At 35.5% G+C, this 17,399-nt stretch carries 13 protein-coding genes and 1 tRNA gene; 5 read left to right on the top strand and 9 right to left on the bottom strand.

Annotated features, from left to right (window positions below):
* Positions 1 to 10 precede the first annotated feature (10 nt).
* Complete coding sequence (locus tag ACFSAV_RS06355; RefSeq protein ID WP_379097550.1) at positions 11 to 832, top strand: betaine/proline/choline family ABC transporter ATP-binding protein; 822 nt, start codon at positions 11 to 13, stop codon at positions 830 to 832.
* A 250-nt stretch (positions 833 to 1,082) separates the two neighbouring features.
* Here ACFSAV_RS06355 and ACFSAV_RS06350 read toward each other — a convergent pair whose 3' ends face one another.
* The 3 genes from ACFSAV_RS06350 to uvrB all read right to left on the bottom strand — a co-directional run bounded on the left by ACFSAV_RS06350 (position 1,083) and on the right by uvrB (position 6,376).
* Positions 1,083 to 2,828: a TadE/TadG family type IV pilus assembly protein gene (locus ACFSAV_RS06350; protein WP_379097547.1), complete on the bottom strand. Its 1,746-nt coding sequence runs from the start codon at positions 2,826 to 2,828 to the stop codon at positions 1,083 to 1,085.
* A 719-nt stretch (positions 2,829 to 3,547) separates the two neighbouring features.
* Entirely contained in the window at positions 3,548 to 4,327 is a 780-nt protein-coding gene (locus tag ACFSAV_RS06345) for a hypothetical protein (RefSeq protein ID WP_379097544.1), read from the bottom strand.
* 15 nt (positions 4,328 to 4,342) lie between these two features.
* The gene (gene uvrB, locus ACFSAV_RS06340; RefSeq protein WP_101775859.1) at positions 4,343 to 6,376 is read right to left on the bottom strand and encodes an excinuclease ABC subunit UvrB; all 2,034 of its coding nucleotides are present in this window, start codon (positions 6,374 to 6,376) and stop codon (positions 4,343 to 4,345) included.
* Positions 6,377 to 6,773: 397 nt separating this feature from the next.
* On the opposite strand from uvrB, the gene ACFSAV_RS06335 reads away from it, so the two are divergent.
* A tRNA-Asn gene (locus ACFSAV_RS06335) sits at positions 6,774 to 6,849 on the top strand.
* 183 nt (positions 6,850 to 7,032) lie between these two features.
* Complete coding sequence (locus ACFSAV_RS06330) at positions 7,033 to 7,998, top strand: calcium/sodium antiporter (protein ID WP_379097540.1); 966 nt, start codon at positions 7,033 to 7,035, stop codon at positions 7,996 to 7,998.
* Between the two features lie 135 nt (positions 7,999 to 8,133).
* Here ACFSAV_RS06330 and zevB read toward each other — a convergent pair whose 3' ends face one another.
* Both zevB and zevA read right to left on the bottom strand, forming a co-directional pair.
* Complete coding sequence (gene zevB, locus ACFSAV_RS06325) at positions 8,134 to 9,144, bottom strand: zinc transporter permease subunit ZevB (RefSeq protein ID WP_379097537.1); 1,011 nt, start codon at positions 9,142 to 9,144, stop codon at positions 8,134 to 8,136.
* Positions 9,135 to 9,776, bottom strand: coding sequence for a zinc transporter binding subunit ZevA (gene zevA / locus ACFSAV_RS06320; RefSeq protein ID WP_101775856.1), 642 nt, complete (start codon positions 9,774 to 9,776; stop codon positions 9,135 to 9,137). The genes zevB and zevA overlap by 10 nt, the downstream gene beginning before the upstream one ends.
* A gap of 380 nt (positions 9,777 to 10,156) precedes the next feature.
* Between zevA and ettA the strand changes: the two genes are divergently transcribed.
* Positions 10,157 to 11,827, top strand: coding sequence for an energy-dependent translational throttle protein EttA (gene ettA / locus ACFSAV_RS06315; RefSeq protein WP_379097533.1), 1,671 nt, complete (start codon positions 10,157 to 10,159; stop codon positions 11,825 to 11,827).
* Between the two features lie 51 nt (positions 11,828 to 11,878).
* On the opposite strand, the gene ACFSAV_RS06310 is transcribed toward ettA, so the two are convergent.
* From ACFSAV_RS06310 to ACFSAV_RS06295, 4 genes are all read right to left on the bottom strand, one after another.
* Positions 11,879 to 12,103, bottom strand: coding sequence for a YgjV family protein (locus ACFSAV_RS06310; RefSeq protein ID WP_101775854.1), 225 nt, complete (start codon positions 12,101 to 12,103; stop codon positions 11,879 to 11,881).
* Between the two features lie 159 nt (positions 12,104 to 12,262).
* Positions 12,263 to 12,592: a branched-chain amino acid transporter permease gene (locus ACFSAV_RS06305; protein WP_379097529.1), complete on the bottom strand. Its 330-nt coding sequence runs from the start codon at positions 12,590 to 12,592 to the stop codon at positions 12,263 to 12,265.
* A gap of 2 nt (positions 12,593 to 12,594) precedes the next feature.
* On the bottom strand, positions 12,595 to 13,317 hold the full coding sequence (gene azlC, locus ACFSAV_RS06300) for an azaleucine resistance protein AzlC (protein WP_379097527.1): 723 nt from the start codon (positions 13,315 to 13,317) through the stop codon (positions 12,595 to 12,597).
* 5 nt (positions 13,318 to 13,322) lie between these two features.
* Complete coding sequence (locus ACFSAV_RS06295; RefSeq protein ID WP_379097524.1) at positions 13,323 to 14,249, bottom strand: LysR family transcriptional regulator; 927 nt, start codon at positions 14,247 to 14,249, stop codon at positions 13,323 to 13,325.
* Positions 14,250 to 15,066: 817 nt separating this feature from the next.
* On the opposite strand from ACFSAV_RS06295, the gene metE reads away from it, so the two are divergent.
* A complete protein-coding gene (gene metE / locus ACFSAV_RS06290; RefSeq protein WP_379097521.1) occupies positions 15,067 to 17,340 on the top strand; it encodes a 5-methyltetrahydropteroyltriglutamate--homocysteine S-methyltransferase in 2,274 nt (757 codons plus the stop codon).
* Positions 17,341 to 17,399: the final 59 nt, after the last annotated feature.

The following is a 17,399-nucleotide window of genomic DNA, read 5'->3' as shown; positions in this document are numbered from 1 at the left end:
AGAAATAAACATGACACAAATTACTTTTAAAAATATCAGTAAAATCTATGGCGAAGCATATCATCAAGCACTCACTTTATTAAATGAAAATGCATCAAATTCAGATATTTTTCAAGCCACAGGTTGTCAAATTGGTTTACGTAATATCAATTTACAAATTAATGGCAATAGTATTTTTTGCATTATTGGTTTATCAGGTTCTGGGAAATCAACGCTAGTTCGCCATATCAATCGTTTAATTGAACCAAGTTGTGGTGAAGTGTGGGTGTGTGACACGAATGTGACAGCGCTAAATGCAAAAGATTTACGCAAATTCCGCCAAACACGTGTCAGTATGGTCTTTCAGCACTTTGGACTATTACCACACTTAACAGTACGACAAAATGTCGCTTATGCGCTAAAAGTACGAGGTGTGTCTAACAAAGAACGAAAAGAACAAGCAGAATATTGGCTAAATGAAGTTGGTTTAGCAGGCTATGAACAAGCCTATCCAGCTCAACTTTCTGGTGGAATGCGGCAACGTGTAGGATTGGCACGCGCTTTAACTGCTGATACCGATATTATTTTAATGGATGAAGCATTTTCTGCGTTAGATCCGCTTATCCGTATAAAATTGCAAGATCTAGTATTAAATTTACAACAACGTTTAAATAAATGTATTGTATTTATTACTCATGATATTGATGAAGCTATCAAAATGGGAAATCAAATTGCGATTTTAAATGCGGGTGAATTAATTCAAGTAGGAACACCACAAGAATTACTACAAAAACCCGCCAATAACTATGTGGCACAATTTATGCAAACCGCAAAATGTCATAATCATTGCTAAAATTTTTCTAAAATAGACCGCACTTTGCTTAAGATAGGTTTCTCATGACCTATTTAAAGATAAATTTAGTCCCATTAAGCAAAAAGCGGTACTCGCTGTATGATAGCCCTAGACACTATTAATCATAAAAGAGCGATAAAAAAGTCCCAAATTTATTTTGATAAACTGGGACTTCTTGCTTACTGACAAAATGAATCAGTAGATAAGGTATTTATGAATGTAATCTATACTAAGAATATGTTATTTCACACTATCTTTTCAATGGCACTGAATGTCCAACTTCTTCATCTAGGCTAATAATTTGCTTAAAGCTATCTAATAACTCCTGCTTATTTCTTGCCTCATAATAATGAGAACCAACACATTTCTTCCAAGCAGAAACTTGATCTTTTGGTGGATTATAACCAAAAGCAACAAATGCAACTCTTGTTGGTAATATATGAAATTTTTTATCCTGTAAAGAATCTATTTTTTCTTTAACTTTACTACATAAGCCTGCATTGAGTAATCTTACAAGTGTGTCTTTTGAAGGTTGATTATCTGTACCATCTGATAAAACTAAAATCACCCGTTGAGTATTAGTCTGTAGTTTTTCAGGTTTTGCTCCAGAGTCAGTGTTTTTATTCATCATCACATTAGCTCCGATAATGAACCCTGATGTCGCTGCTGTTCCACCTCTAGGAGTTATCTGTTGTAATGCAGAATAGATATTTGGGTTATTTTTATCGAACCACGCTTGGGTCGTTGCTTTTCCTTCGTTTCCACCTAGACAAAAACGTTCATCTTTAAATTCAAATTCATAATGACGATTTTGTCCATTAAACGTATTAATATCACTCAATGTTTTTGGAATATCTAAATAAGATGCAAAAAGACGATTAATTGTATCCCAGTCACCAACTTCCAATGCTTTTTTCAATAACTTCTTAGGTTCAATTTGCACTCGGCAAACAGAATTTGAGTTAAAATAATAATTATCAACAGGACACTCATCAGGATTTTGCATAATGCTTTGATAGATATTTCGAAAATAATGAGATCTATCTGTTCTATCTAAAATGATCTTTTTAACTGATAAACTCTTTCTCCCCTCAAATAAATAATAAGGCAATACACATTTTTCAGTATTATCCTTCTGGCGAGCTCCCGCGGCAAAAGTAGTAAACCCTATTCTATTATATGGACTAATTCCTTCTACAGATTTAACTGGTAACAAAATTTCAGAAATATCTTTAACTACATCGCGTAAAATATCTATTTTTCGATGTGGATAACGCCCCTGAGGCAGCTCATTTCCTCTTTCATCTCTCTCCTTTTGTCCAACCTCCCACAGCATAGATTTTGAAAAGTCCGAGACTAGCATCAAATCGATTGGTGTAGTTAAACTATTTTCTTTAACCGCAGCAGATAAACCTGAATGTATAGGCAAACGTCCATTTTTTGTTTGTGACTTAACTAATTCTTCACTCAGTGGTAACCAAAATTGACGATGAACATTACCTTGAACAACACAGCTTACTGATTTTTTCGGTGCCATCTGCCCATCTTTAGCAGAAATAGTTTGCTTACATTCATACTCAAAATGCTCGGGAATCGTAACGGGCAGATCTTTATTTGAGTTGTCTTTATTGTGAGAACGTAAATAAGCTTTCACCATACCATGGATCATCTCTCGATTGCGCTTATCTTGCTGAGCACTTAATTTAGAACCATGCTTTCTTTCTTCTTCAGCCGTAACTTGTTGTTTCTTAACGCCATCATGCGGATTTTTTCTAAATTGATTATTTTCCGCGACTAACATCAACGCCGCTTGCTCTGTTGCCTGTGCTAGCCGCGCTTTATCTAACAAAATCCCTGTACCATCCACCGTGAATGCGATAACTACCAATAAGGGAAAGGTGAGTAATGCCGTCATGACGGCATAAACACCTGACTGATTTTGATAAAAAGATTTAACCCGCTGATAGCAGCAAGATATTGCATGATAATTTTTCATAATAGTTCCATTAAAATTATTTATTTCTCATCCAATGAGAAATACAGCAAAAGAAAAATAGGCAATAAGTTACATATTTTAAAAAAGCTATAGTTTATATAAAGCTTTTAAAATATAGGAAAGGAAACGATATAAGTTTTAAAATAAATAAAAAACTTAGAAAAGAAAAAATAATTATTTTTAAGATAAATATTTAGAGAAAATTGCTTAATCATCAAAATTAGTACCTCATAACCTAACATAGATTAGCATATATGATATGCAATAAACTAATACGAAATAACAAATTAAAAAATATTATAAGTTTTAATATTTCAATCTAACAAGAAGAAAAATAGGAGAAATGAATTAAAACATAAATAGCATAAACCTAAAAAATAATAAAAAGCAAATAAAAAATATAAATTTCCAAGTCCATTTATTCTATGCGATAAAAAATAAAAATAAAGAATAAAATTAAGTTACAATTATGTGGTCATACCAGAAAACAAAAATTAAACAAAATAAATATTAAAAAACAACAAAAATAGATTAAAATAAAAACACAACTAAAAAATCAATTATGACATCTCATAAAAAAGGAAGTCTAATTTAATATTCAGACTTCCTTTAACCAAATAAATATAAATCATTTAAAAGAGAAAAAATCACTTTTTTATTGATTATTTTTCTGTTTGAAAAAATTTCATGATTTCTTTTTATACAAAGTAAAAATAAAACTATGCCTTACCAAAAAATTCCAATATATTCTGCCGAATCGCTTTAACTGGGAATTTAATCAATAACTGCCACTTTGCTTCTGAATAGAATACATTATGAAACGGTTTCAAACGTCCATAGACCTCAAATGCTTCATCCCGACGTCCCAAGCGATATAATGCTTCTGCCCAAATTAACTGCGCTTTCGCATACATATTTATATCATCTTCAGCGGATACCATTGCACAAGCCGTAATGCATTCTGAATAACGCTTCAAATTCTTCAACATTAAAGCGGCATTTGTTTTCGCAATAGCATAAGTCGATGCATTATCACTACGCTTAATAGAAGCCAATATTTGTAAAAACTCATCAACTTTATTTAGGCTGAGCAATAAGGAACTAAGAAAAAGTTTATCGTCACTGTTAAGGGCAGGTTGTTGAGCAAAATCATTGTACAATTGCTCTAACTCATCAACTTTTTTCAAATGAATAAGCAGGTTTGCTAATTGCATTTGGGCAGAACGATAAACAGCCCTATTTTCATTAGGGATACTGCGATAAATATCAAATACATGCTCAAAATTACGCAACACTTTAACTGGCTTTTCTCTTTCTAACATCTCTAATAAAGCAGCCTTTTGAATTTGCAGTAAATGGTATAACTCAGGTTCTACCTGCTTATCAATATCCATTTTGTCCAATGCTAAGAGCGCAGCTTTGGTCTTTTTTTGTTTTGCTAGCTCAATAGCTGGTCCTGCGACACTTAAAAAACGTTGGGTTATTTTGTCATCTAACATAGTTAACTCGCTGTATTAAACCTCAAAAAAATGTTGTCGTAATTGTTGCAATTGATCTCGTATAGCTGCTGCTTTTTCAAATTCAAGATCTTGTGCATATTTATACATTTGTTGTTCTAACTTCTTAATCTGTTGCTGATATTCTTTTGGTGTTTGTGGTAGTTGATAAAGTGCGGTCGACTCTGCCACTTTTTTGCTTGCTCGACTCGCTTTTGCTTTATTATTTGCGCCTTGACCAATATCAAGCAACTCACCCACCTTTTTATTCAATGCTTGTGGAACAATACCTCGCTCCTGATTATATTTCATTTGTTTTTCACGACGGCGGTGAGTTTCACCAATCGCTTTTTCCATAGAATTAGTTATGCGATCTGCATATAAAATCGCTTTACCTTTAAGGTTTCGTGCTGCTCGTCCGATCGTTTGTATCAATGAACGTTCAGAACGCAGAAAACCTTCTTTATCTGCATCTAAAATTGCAACTAATGAAACTTCTGGAATATCTAACCCCTCTCTTAATAAGTTAATTCCAACTAACACATCAAATTCACCCAAACGTAAATCACGAATGATTTCAACACGCTCAACTGTATCAATATCTGAATGTAAATAACGCACTCGGATACCATGTTCATCAAGATAATCCGTAAGATCCTCTGCCATTTTTTTAGTCAGTGTTGTCACTAATACTCGCTCATTTTGATCTGCTCTTTGTCGAGCTTCTGAAAGCAAATCATCAACTTGAATTGCTACTGGACGAATTTCAATTTCGGGATCAAGTAAACCTGTTGGACGTACTACTTGATCAATAATTTCACCACCTGACTTTTCTAATTCGTAAGGTCCTGGTGTCGCTGAAACATAAATTGTTTGTGGAGCTAAACGTTCAAATTCCTCAAAACGTAATGGGCGATTATCCAATGCTGAAGGCAAGCGGAAACCATACTCCACTAATGTTTCTTTACGTGAACGGTCACCACGATACATCCCTCCAATTTGTGGTACAGTCACATGAGATTCATCAATAATCAACAGTGCATCGGATGGCATGTAATCGAATAATGTCGGTGGCGGCTCTCCCTCATTGCGCCCAGAGAGATAACGTGAGTAATTTTCAATTCCAGAACAATAACCTAATTCATTCATCATCTCGATATCAAATTGTGTACGCTGTGTAATACGTTGTTCTTCTAAAAGCTTATTATTTTCTAACAAAAATTTTTTACGCTCAGCCAATTCAGTTTTAATTTTTTCAATTGCATCTAAAATACGTTCACGCGGTGTCACATAATGGGTTTTCGGGTAAATGGTATAGCGCGGTACAATACCAAAACTGGTACCTGTTAACGGATCAAATAGACTTAAACGCTCAATTTCATCATCAAATAATTCAACCCGCACCGCTCTATCATCTGATTCAGCAGGAAAAATATCAATAATTTCGCCGCGTACACGAAATGTACCACGTTGAAATGCTTGATCATTACGTGTGTATTGCAGTTCCGCTAACTTTGCCAATATTTGTCGTTGGTTAACAATCGCCCCTGTTTGCAAATGCAACATCATTTTGAGATAAGAATCGGGATCACCCAAACCATAAATTGCAGACACAGAAGCCACTACGATAGTATCCCGACGTTCTAAAAAAGATTTTGTCGCTGACAAACGCATTTGTTCAATTTGATCATTAATTGATGCATCTTTTTCAATAAATGTATCACTACTTGGTACATAAGCTTCTGGCTGATAATAATCATAATAGGAAACAAAATATTCCACGGCATTCTCAGGAAAAAATGCTTTCATTTCCGCATAAAGCTGCGCTGCTAATGTTTTATTTGGTGCGAGCAACATCGCAGGACGGTTTAAAGTAGCAATCACATTGGCAATTGTAAAAGTTTTACCCGACCCTGTTACACCTAACAAGGTTTGATGGGCTAATCCATTTTCTAACCCATCAATAAGTTGTTGAATCGCCTGTGGTTGATCGCCAGAAGGTTGAAAATCAGAATGCAAAATAAAAGACTTTGTGTTAATTTTTTGTGCCATATCGCCTAAACGCGTCAGTTGAAAGTGCGGTCAATTTTAGCATAGTTTTACACTAAATTTTGATCTAAAAAAGCTAGGTTTTACACAGACTTATAATTGTCAAGATTCAAACCTCTCAAATTTCAAAAAAAATTTAAAAATATTTGTAGAGTTTTTATAACCAATTGATAAATAACAAAATGTTATTTTACAACCAATTATGTGATGAAAGTGAATAATACCAGTAATGGCTTAGCTTTAGCGATTTTTTTTAACAACAACTCACAGAGTTATCCACAACCTCTGTGGATATAAAAATCCTCTAAAAAAAGAGTTATTTTTTTCTTTTTCTAAGGTTGACAAGGGATAATAAGCACATTATCATACGCCACCTAAATTCTTTGTGATACAGAATTTTTCCTCCTTAGTTCAGTCGGTAGAACGGCGGACTGTTAATCCGTATGTCGCTGGTTCGAGTCCAGCAGGAGGAGCCAATTTTTCTTTTGGTAAGCTTTTATTTGTCTCCTTTTATAAAAGTTTATTTTTCACCAAAAGAGTTTAAGCCCATATCCTCCTTATGGGCTTTTATTTTTTCTTTAGCTTATTTTCTTCTCTTTCCCCATTTTTGCATATATTATACGCGTCCAAATTTCGCTATTTTTCCAATAGGATTTCAGATGTTATTAGAAGCTTCTTTTGCCATTATTGTCGGGTTAATTATTTTAGTTTGGAGTGCAGATCGTTTTGTTGATGCTGCTGCTGCATTAGCACGCTATTTAGGCATGTCACCATTATTAATTGGTATTTTAATTATTGGTTTTGGTACCTCCATGCCAGAAATGGTCGTATCAGCACTCTCTGCATTTAATAGTAGTCCAGGCATTGCGCTAGGTAACGCCTATGGTTCAAATATCACCAATATTGCCTTAATTCTCGGTTTAACTGCATTAATCAAACCATTAGTAGTACATGGCAGTGTGATTAAAAAAGAGCTTCCAATCTTACTTAGCGTCACTTTTCTCTCTGCTTATTTTTTATTGGATATGAAAATCTCAACTCTTGAAGCTTATAGCCTACTTGTTATTTTTATTGCCTATGTCTTCTGGACGATTTGGTCAAGTAAAAAGCAACGTCCCTCTGTTCAAGCTGCTTATGAAGAAGACACAAAACAGCAAATTTCATTCAACGCCTCTGCCTTTTGGCTGATAGCAGGTCTTATATTACTGATGCTTAGCTCTCAATTACTTGTTTGGGGGGCAATAAAAGTCGCTAATTATTTAGGTGTAAGTGATCTTGTCATTGGGCTCACTGTTGTTGCAATTGGCACTTCATTACCTGAAGTCGCTGCATCTATTGTGGCTGCACGTAAAGGCGAAGTCGATCTTGCGGTAGGCAATATTATTGGTTCAAATTTATATAATACTTTAGCTGTTGTCGGTTTAGCAGGGGCGATTATGCCAATTGAAGCAGAAAGCAAAGTGCTCTCTCGCGATATGTTAATGATGTCTGCATTGACAATGACATTATTTATTTTTGGTTTGATTGCCTACAAAAAACAGCATACTCTAGGTCGTTTCAACGGTTTGTTCTTTTTCGCTAGCTATGTTGGTTATACAATTTTCTTAGTTCGAACCGCACTTTAACCTATTTTACAGCATACAAAAAAGCAGATCTTGTGATCTGCTTTTTTTCTCCTTCTGGATATGCAACAAAATGAAATTTACCACTCTACTGCCTCCTCTAATCCTTATTTTGCGCCTAGTTTATCTGTTTTAACGTTAACGAGTGAATAAAGCCGCTCCACCAGTAGTAGACAATGTTGTGCCATACAACAAACTGGTTGCGAAAAAAATCAGTAAAATCCCCGCAAACAATTTAAGCAAACTCTCACTATTGCGTTGCAAGATTGGCGAAAATAGGTACCATTTGCCAATTTTTAATGCAGTATGTCTTGCATATAGCACTATTAAAGCAAAACAAGATAAAGTTAATCCAGTACCAATTGCCATAGCAAATGTCGCAACAATTCCCCACCAATAAAGATCAAGCATATAAGCTAAAAACAAAATAAAAATTGCACCTGAACATGGTCGCATACCAATGCTACAAATCACTAAAAGCTGTGATTTCCAATCCATTACCATAGCTAATTGCGTTTGATTAGGGACATGTTGATGACCACAACCACAACATAGGTGATGACTATGTGATGATGCCAGCTGCTGTCCAACTTTCATTGCACTTTGTGACTGTGCTTTAAGTGATAAAATTTGAGGTAATGGTTTTGTCTTCGCCTTTGCATAAGCTAAATAATACTTTTTCCCATATTGATAACACCAACTTAATCCCAGCAGAAGTAGCAATAGAAAAGCCGTACGCTCTAACCAAAGTTGAGTTAATTTAAAATAGCGAGAAGAAAGATTGAGTAACACGACGACAATAGAAGTGGCTGCAACAGCAACAGCTCCCTGCATTAAAGAAGACAGTAAGGTTAATTTCATACTAGTCTTCAGTTGAGTTTGATGAGTAGACAAATAAGTCGCAATAATAAATTTACCATGACCAGGTCCCAAAGCATGAAACACACCATAAAGAAAACTAATAACAATTAACCAGCCACCAGCATAGGTTTTATCTTCATTAATTTGATGTAAATAACCTGACATTAACTGATTAAAATCACGCTGCCAAATAGCCACTTTAAAAAATAGATAAGGAAATAAAAAATAAGCAGCTAAGCCTAACAATAGCAAAATAATACTATACTTAATTGGAAAATTTATTCGCATATTAACATCACTTTTTGCGCAAACAGTACACCTAAAGAATCATCTTCATCACGCTGAGTTTGATCTAATGAATTCGCATATTGCTTAATTTTCGCATCGACTTGTGGTTCAACAACTTCCCCATGGCAATGCATTGAAATTTGCGAAAAATCAACCGCACTTTGCTTGGTTTGATCATAATACATCGACACATAATAAGTAGGATCATATGTCAGTAAAGTGAATTGATTATTAGCTAATTCCCGAGGTTTAGATAACAAAAAATCAAAATAATACATCACTTGATTATTATTTGATCTCATGCCGTAATTTTGTGGCTTCGCACTATATTTCACTTTATTTCCTTGCTTATCAAATAAATAGCTGAAATAGTGTTCATTTATAATATTTCCCATGACTTCATCAATTAATTTCTGTAATGCTTTTTTATCACCGCGCGTTTGCCGGATGTCATATAACATTGTCGCAGAACTGGCTTCATCCAATATCCATTCCATCGAAAATCCGATCAATTTCTGCTCACTAGCTAATACTTTAGTTTTCATTTCAATAAATGCATGTGGATGTGCATAAAGATTGAATGAAAATAAACTCATAAAAAATAACAAAATACTAATAGAAAACGCTTTCATTTTATTTCACCCCGAAATGTAAATTTATTTAACAAATAGCTATAAATATTAACAAAATAATTCCTTTTGGTTATAAAAAAGCAATATTACGAATTAAGAAAATGAGAAAAAAATACCAATTTATAGGTATTTTTGTGACAAACTTCAAAAATAATGTAAAAATTGTTTCACAAGACTGTAAATTTATGTAAAATAAAACTCGTCAAGTGATTGCTTGATATTCATAAAGTTCCTAAATAAAATAATCATAAATAGCTAAACTACTTTCCTACCCTCCTACTCGGAGGGTTTTTTTTATCTGCAATTGGCTAATCTAGCAAATTTCAAGTAAAATAGCCGCACTTTTTTCTATTTTATTAACATGCATAACGAGAGAAATTATGTCATCACAATTTGTTTATACAATGCATCGCGTCGGCAAGATAGTGCCACCGAAGCGCCACATTTTAAAAGATATCTCACTCAGTTTCTTCCCTAGCGCTAAAATCGGAGTATTGGGCTTAAATGGTGCGGGTAAATCAACATTACTACGTATTATGGCAGGTATTGATACCGAAATAGAAGGGGAAGCGCGCCCACAACCAGGCATTAAAATCGGCTATCTACCACAAGAACCTAAACTTGACCCTCAACAAACTGTACGTGACGCTATTGAGGAAGCGGTTGGTGAAGTAAAACAAGCATTAACTCGTTTGGATGAGGTCTATGCACTTTATGCTGATCCCGATGCCGATTTCGATAAGCTTGCCGCAGAACAAGCTGAGTTAGAAGCCATTATTCAAGCGCATGATGGGCACAATCTTGATAATCAATTAGAACGTGCTGCTGATGCATTACGTCTACCAGACTGGGATGCTAAAATCGAACATTTATCAGGTGGTGAGCGTCGTCGCGTAGCGCTTTGCCGTCTTTTACTTGAAAAACCAGACATGCTATTACTCGATGAACCAACCAACCATTTAGATGCAGAATCTGTCGCTTGGTTAGAGCGTTTCTTACATGATTATGAAGGTACAGTTGTCGCAATTACCCACGACCGTTACTTCTTAGATAATGTTGCAGGTTGGATCTTAGAGCTTGACCGCGGTGAAGGTATTCCTTGGGAAGGTAACTATTCTTCTTGGTTAGAACAAAAAGAAAAACGTTTAGCTCAAGAGCAAGCCGCCGAATCTGCACGCCAAAAATCAATCGAAAAAGAATTAGAATGGGTTCGCCAAAATCCAAAAGGTCGCCAAGCTAAAAGTAAAGCACGTATGGCACGCTTTGAAGAGCTGAATAGTGGTGAATATCAGAAACGTAATGAAACTAACGAGCTCTTTATTCCACCTGGTCCCCGTTTAGGTGATAAAGTTATCGAAGTACAGGGATTAACAAAATCTTATGGTGATCGTACCTTAATTGATAATCTTTCATTCAGTATTCCAAAAGGTGCAATTGTCGGTATTATCGGTCCTAATGGTGCAGGTAAATCTACTTTATTCCGCATACTTTCAGGACAAGAGCAACCTGATGCCGGCACTGTCACTTTAGGTGAAACGGTGGTACTGGCTTCTGTTGATCAATTCCGTGATGCAATGGATGATAAAAAAACAGTGTGGGAAGAAGTGTCTAATGGACAAGATATTTTACGTATCGGTAACTTTGAAATTCCAAGTCGAGCTTATGTGGGTCGCTTTAATTTTAAAGGCGTAGATCAGCAAAAACGTGTTGGCGAGTTATCAGGCGGTGAACGTGGTCGTTTACATCTTGCTAAACTATTACAAGCGGGTGGTAACGTTCTTCTATTAGATGAACCAACCAACGATCTTGATGTTGAAACCTTACGTGCATTGGAAAATGCAATCTTAGAATTCCCAGGTTGTGCGATGGTAATCTCCCATGACCGTTGGTTCTTAGACCGTATAGCAACACATATCTTAGATTATGGTGATGAAGGTAAAGTCACGTTCTATGAAGGTAACTTCTCTGACTATGAAGAATGGAAGAAGAAAACCTTTGGGGCTGATGCGATCCAACCACATCGTATTAAATATAAACGTATCGCTAAATAAACTAAAAAACCGCACTTGAAGTGCGGTTTGTTTTTGTAAAATTTTGCGACATTATTTTGCTCGTTTTAAACGCCACAATTGATAAATATGAATAAGGACTAAGAATGCGTTTAATCCAGCGACGGGATAAGCTTGAATACGCAGCGCGTAAATTACAAATAAAATTGCACCAATCCCATTTATCACACGTATAAAAACGATATTTTTAAATAAAAAAGAAATCGCTACCAACAATCCAGCAGCATAGCCTAATAGCTCATTTACATTAAATTCCATATTGCCTCTTTAAAATAAATAAATTACCTATCTCATTGATAGCGCAATAATAAATTATTTTTTTATTCACTTAAAGAGTGCAATAATTAAGCAAACGGTTGCTAGAAAAGAAATGTATTTATTTTTTTCTCAAAATAAATCTAAATGCCTTTTTGCTATTTAAACAAACACAAATTGAACTAAAAACATATATAATCCTGTTCCTGCGGCAATAGAAAGAAACATGTTTTTCTGCCAAAAATGTAGCCCTAATACTACAGCCCCAGCAATAAAATCAGGGATACCATGATTACCACTGAATACATCCACATTTTTATAACAATAAACGACCAGCATACCAAACATCGCTGCAGGTAATACTTTGCCTAAATATTGAATATAAGCTGGAATAGGTCGATTAGCAGGAAATATCCAAAAAGGTAGCCAGCGAAAAAACTGCACACCGAATATCCCCATTACAATAGTAATAATTTGTTCAATTAACGTCATACCTACTCCACACTATTTAATTTCGCTGTTAATTTCACACGACGGAAAGTTAATGCAAGCCAAATCCCAATCAGTGTTGGTAGTAAAAAATGCGCTTCCCCAACGATTAATAATGCAGTAAATGCAATACCTAATCCCAATAGAGAACTTTCATGTGAACTTTCTTTACTCCATTGCTCTGCAAAAATAACTAAAAAAAGCGCAGTCATAGCAAATTCAATGCCAGTTAAATCAAAAGGTAAGATTGAACCAAATAATGCGCCTATCGCGGTCCCTACCACCCAATATAGTTGCAGATATAAGCTAATGAAGAAAAAATACCAACCACGATCAATATTTGTTGGCACTTTTGCCATATAATTCAATGAAAAAGCTTCATCAACTAATGTGCTAATCAAATACCAACGTTTCTTTCCTAAATAAGCTCCATATTTTTCTAACATGGAAATGCCATAGAAAATTTGACGTCCACTGACCATTAAAGTGATCAATAACACATTAAGTGGTGCAAATGGCGCAACGAGTAAACCTGCAACAATAAATTCAACAGAGCCTGCATAAATAAGTAATGCCATTAAAATTGGGTAGATGGCTTCAAAACCCAGAGCCTTCATATAGACACCATAAGCAATGCCTAAAAATAGAAAACCAGATAAAATAGGTAAACTATAAGGAAATGCCGCCTTAGCAGCCGCTAAAATTGGGCGTTTATTTACATCTAACATACAACTTATTCCAACACAGACAGACCAAGTAAAGTAGAAAAACTTTGTGCTTTTACGGTTTCATAAAAATCATCAACAAATGCAATTTTTGCATCAAGCTCGCGAATAGCTGCATACAAGTTACTATACAAGCCCGCTTCTGTAATTTTACGTGCGACTAAATAACCTCGATCTAAATAAGGTTTTGCTACCCAAAATGGTAATGCAGCAATCCCTCGTTTACTCGCAACTAATTGGATAATTGCAATAGTGAGTTCACTTGTACGACGAATAGGATTAATCCCCTTAGGATGTAATACTTTACGTAATAAATCTAACATATCATCTGGTACAGGGTAAGTGATCAAAGTTTGATCTATAAAATCTTCTGCTTGCCATACTGCTTTATGAGCTAAAGGGTGATCCTTTGCGCACAGTCCAACCATTTCGTAAGAAAATAACGGCTTATGTACAACGCCTGCTGTTTCTTCAATTTCAGAAACCACTGCCCAGTCTGCACGATGAGTTAATAACAAGCCAATTGCGTCAGTATGAAAACCTGACACAATATCTAATTCAACTAACGGCCAATTTTGACGAAACGAGTCCATTGCAGGCATCAACCAATCAAAACAAGTATGACATTCCACAGCAATACGCAACTCTCCAGCTTCGCCTTGTTTAACACGAGAAAGATCACGTTCTGCTTCTATCACTTTAGGTAAAATTTCATTAGCAAGCTGAATTAAACGCTCACCTGCTGGAGTAAAACGTAAAGGTTGTGTTTTGCGTTCAAACAGTGGTAAACCATATTGTTCTTCAAGTAATTTTAATTGATGTGAAAGTGCAGATTGGGTTAAATACACACGTTTAGCGGCTAAAGATACACTACCAGTTTCTTTAAGTGCAAGTAACGTTTTAAGATGGCGTAATTCTAAAAATATCGGTTTCATTAAAATAATTCATAAAAAAGAAGACACAGAACGATTTCTATCATATATCAAAATTAACAAAATGGGATCAAGAGCGGTCAGTTTTTAACAAATTTTACCTTTTACGATCTAGATCGAAAAATCCTATGACTTATCTTTACAGGCAAAGCTCATCTTTTATCTTCATGCCTTACTTACATAGAACAAATCAACTTACTAGTTGTGTGGAATATCTTTAAACAACCTATTGAAACTGAAACTTTAGATGACTAGGCAAAAATCGCACTAGATATTGCTAAAGTTGCTATTCTGGCTTGTCCAGTTATACTTTATGGCGAATATCCCCTTATTTTTAAAATAGTTAATATTACTCTGTTATTCTTCGTTAGTTATACCGCACTTGGAGGAAGTCGTTTCCTTCGACGTTATAAAGCAACAATGAAAAATGACATTTATGGAAAAAAACAAATGCCTAATATCACAATCGGCTTATTAATCCTTGCTATATTTTCATTCGTTTTTTTCCTCTTTGCTAAAAATCTATTACAAGAGTAAGAAAAAGAACAAAAACAAAAGAATCGCCAATGAAACAATAACCATTGTTACGTTTTAAACTCATTAAGAGTAATAACGAAAAGGCTCAATAGCGCCTTTTTACATAACCTAATTCTGTCAAAACTAACCGTACTTCTCCAGCCTTCCCCTAACTTTATTATTAAAATTTTTCATAAACTTTGTGAAAATTATTATATTGCATAATACAAAAAAATACTTCATTCTACATCCATCAAGACGTTTAGACGTCCGAAACAATACTAATTTTGAGTGAGGTAATACTATGACTATATTCCATCTAGCAGGCTTTCCACGTGTCGGTGCCAAACGTGAACTAAAATTTGCCCAAGAACGTTATTGGCGTGGTGAAATCGCAGAACAAGATTTATTAGAAATTGCACAAAAATTACGTGCAATTAACTGGCAACATCAAGCCGATGCCAATGCCGATTATGTTGCTGTTGCTGATTTCACATTCTATGATCATATTTTAGACTTACAAGTTGCCACTGGTGCAATTCCTGCACGTTTTGGTTTTGACAACCAAAATTTAAGTTTAAATGAATATTTTCAACTTGCACGTGGTAATAAAACCCAATTTGCGATTGAAATGACAAAATGGTTTGATACCAACTATCATTATTTAGTGCCTGAATTTAATAAATACACTGAATTTAAAGCAAACCCAACACATTATGTGCAACAAATCCGTGAAGCAAAAGCGTTAGGTTTGAAATCCAAACCAACTATTGTTGGACCACTTACATTTCTATGGCTCGGTAAAGAAAAAGGCGAAACATTCAATCGTTTTGAACTATTAGCAAAACTTGTTCCTGTTTATGTAGATATTCTGAATGCGCTAGTCGCTGAAGGTGCTGAGTGGATTCAAATTGATGAACCTGCCTTAGCAGTGGATTTACCCGTAGAATGGCTTGATGCCTACAAAGCGGTATACACAACACTAAGTGAACAAGTCAAGGCGAAGCTACTCCTCGCGACTTACTTCGATTCAGTTGCCGAACATGCAGAATTGCTCAAAACATTGCCTGTCGCTGGACTGCATATTGATTTAGTACGAGCGCCAGAACAACTCGTCGCATTTCAAAACTACAATAAAGTGCTTTCTGTCGGTGTGATTGATGGACGTAATATTTGGCGAGCCAACTTAAATCAAGTCTTAGATATCCTTGAACCATTAAAAACAAAATTAGGTGAAAACCTTTGGATTGCACCAAGTTGCTCATTACTTCATACGCCTTATGATCTTGAAGTCGAAACACAACTAAAAGCAAATAAACCCGAACTTTACAATTGGCTAGCTTTTACGTTACAAAAAGTGCAAGAATTACGTATTATTAAGATCGCACTTGAACAGGGTCGTCATGTCGTTCAAACTGAACTTGATGCAAGCCAAGCAGCAGCAAATGCTCGTGCACATAGTACCGAAATTCACTGTACCGAAGTAGCTGAACGTTTAGCCAACTTACCTGCCAATGCGGATCAACGTCAATCACCATTTGCACAACGTATTGTAAAGCAAAATGCGTGGTTAAATTTACCCAAACTCCCAACAACTAACATTGGCTCATTCCCACAAACTGTTGAAATTCGTCAAGCGCGTGCCAAATTCAAAAAAGGTGAGCTCAGTCTAGCAGATTATGAAATGGCAATGAAAAAAGAAATTGAGTTTGTTGTACGTCGCCAAGAAGAACTTGATCTTGATGTATTAGTGCATGGTGAAGCAGAGCGTAACGACATGGTGGAATATTTTGGTGAATTATTGGATGGGTTTGCATTTACAAAATTTGGCTGGGTACAAAGTTATGGCTCACGTTGTGTCAAACCACCTGTCATTTATGGCGATGTTGTACGCCCACAACCTATGACAGTACGCTGGTCTAAATATGCACAAAGTCTGACAAACCGCGTCATGAAAGGCATGTTAACTGGACCAGTGACGATTCTACAATGGTCATTTGTACGTAACGATATTCCACGTTCTACAGTGTGTAAACAAATTGCTGTCGCGCTTTCTGATGAAGTATTAGATTTAGAAGCAGCAGGTATTAAAGTGATTCAAATTGATGAACCCGCTATCCGAGAAGGTTTACCGTTAAAACGCGCAGATTGGGAGGCTTACTTACAATGGGCAAGTGAAGCATTCCGTTTAAGTGCAATGGGATGTCAAGATGATACCCAAATTCATACACATATGTGTTACTCCGAATTTAATGATATTTTACCTGCGATCGCCAGTTTAGATGCTGATGTGATTACGATCGAAACGTCACGTTCGGACATGGAACTATTAACTGCATTTGGCGATTTCAAATATCCAAATGATATCGGTCCAGGCGTGTACGATATTCATAGTCCACGAGTACCCGAAGCAAACGAAATTGAACACCTATTACGTAAAGCGCTCAATGTGATTCCAGCAGAACGTTTATGGGTCAATCCAGATTGTGGCTTAAAAACACGTGCTTGGCCAGAAACTATTGCGGCATTAAAAGTCATGGTTGAAGTCACTAAGAAATTACGTGCTGAACTTGCCTAAATTTAACAATTTTTTCTAATTAATTGCTCCTAATAGTTTCAAGTATTGGGAGCTTTTTT

This window comes from Pasteurella oralis, from assembly GCF_042681465.1.
Lineage (GTDB): Bacteria > Pseudomonadota > Gammaproteobacteria > Enterobacterales > Pasteurellaceae > Pasteurella > Pasteurella oralis.
This window is presented reverse-complemented; position numbering and strand designations above follow the sequence as displayed.

Coding starts and splice junctions, on each gene's coding strand:
- ACFSAV_RS06355 (WP_379097550.1), top strand. CDS start 11: ATGACACAAATTACTTTTAAAAATATCAGTAAAATCTATGGCGAAGCA.
- ACFSAV_RS06350 (WP_379097547.1), bottom strand. CDS start 2,828: ATGAAAAATTATCATGCAATATCTTGCTGCTATCAGCGGGTTAAATCT.
- ACFSAV_RS06345 (WP_379097544.1), bottom strand. CDS start 4,327: ATGTTAGATGACAAAATAACCCAACGTTTTTTAAGTGTCGCAGGACCA.
- uvrB (WP_101775859.1), bottom strand. CDS start 6,376: ATGGCACAAAAAATTAACACAAAGTCTTTTATTTTGCATTCTGATTTT.
- ACFSAV_RS06330 (WP_379097540.1), top strand. CDS start 7,033: ATGTTATTAGAAGCTTCTTTTGCCATTATTGTCGGGTTAATTATTTTA.
- zevB (WP_379097537.1), bottom strand. CDS start 9,144: ATGCGAATAAATTTTCCAATTAAGTATAGTATTATTTTGCTATTGTTA.
- zevA (WP_101775856.1), bottom strand. CDS start 9,776: ATGAAAGCGTTTTCTATTAGTATTTTGTTATTTTTTATGAGTTTATTT.
- ettA (WP_379097533.1), top strand. CDS start 10,157: ATGTCATCACAATTTGTTTATACAATGCATCGCGTCGGCAAGATAGTG.
- ACFSAV_RS06310 (WP_101775854.1), bottom strand. CDS start 12,103: ATGGAATTTAATGTAAATGAGCTATTAGGCTATGCTGCTGGATTGTTG.
- ACFSAV_RS06305 (WP_379097529.1), bottom strand. CDS start 12,592: ATGACGTTAATTGAACAAATTATTACTATTGTAATGGGGATATTCGGT.
- azlC (WP_379097527.1), bottom strand. CDS start 13,317: ATGTTAGATGTAAATAAACGCCCAATTTTAGCGGCTGCTAAGGCGGCA.
- ACFSAV_RS06295 (WP_379097524.1), bottom strand. CDS start 14,249: ATGAAACCGATATTTTTAGAATTACGCCATCTTAAAACGTTACTTGCA.
- metE (WP_379097521.1), top strand. CDS start 15,067: ATGACTATATTCCATCTAGCAGGCTTTCCACGTGTCGGTGCCAAACGT.